This window comes from Roseovarius sp. D22-M7 (assembly GCF_037083785.1).
Taxonomy (GTDB): Bacteria; Pseudomonadota; Alphaproteobacteria; order Rhodobacterales; family Rhodobacteraceae; genus Roseovarius.
Map to the genome: position 1 here is coordinate 1 of NZ_JBAPKY010000219.1, position 647 is coordinate 647.

The 647-nt window shown below is 70.2% G+C and carries 1 protein-coding gene; it reads left to right on the forward strand.

Going from position 1 to position 647, the window contains the following annotated elements:
- Window positions 1–647: Calx-beta domain-containing protein (locus tag V8324_RS22235; RefSeq protein ID WP_336422040.1), on the forward strand; the 647-nt coding region annotated here is incomplete at both ends.

Genomic DNA, 647 nt, shown 5'->3' on the forward strand with positions numbered 1-647 from the left:
CTGAACATCAACCCGTCGACCATCGACGGCAGCGAGATCGACGAGAACTTCACCGTCGAGTTCTTCGACCCGACCAACGCCGTCCTGGCGGGGGGCGTCGACGCGACCCGTGTGACGGGCGTGATCCTGGGGGGCGACGAGGTGTCGCTGTTCGTCGGCGACCCGGTGCTGCTGGAGACTGACGGGGCGACGGAGGCGCGCTTCGAGGTGCGGCTGTCGCGGCCGGCCGACGTGGACCTGACCTTCAACTACACCACCGCCGACGCTTCGGCCGAGGCCGGCGAGGACTATGTGGCGACCTCCGGCAGCCTGACCATCCCGGCCGGGCAGACCCTGGCGGAGATCGTCGTGCCGGTGATCGGCGACACGGTCTCGGAGCCGACCGAGCAGTTCTCGCTGGTGCTGACGCCGGACCTCGCCTCGGCGCCGGTGATCGCCAACGGCACCGCCGACAGCGCCGGCGTGGCGACGATCCTCGACGACGACACCGACCCGACGCTGCCGGAGATCAATGCCGCCTTCGCCGAGAACATCGAGAGCGGCGACCTGCAATTCGTCCTGACGCTGTCGGAGCCGGCGCCGGCGGAGGTGACGGTCGGCTACCGGACGATCTCCGGCACGGCGCTGGAGGGCCCCGACATCACGTC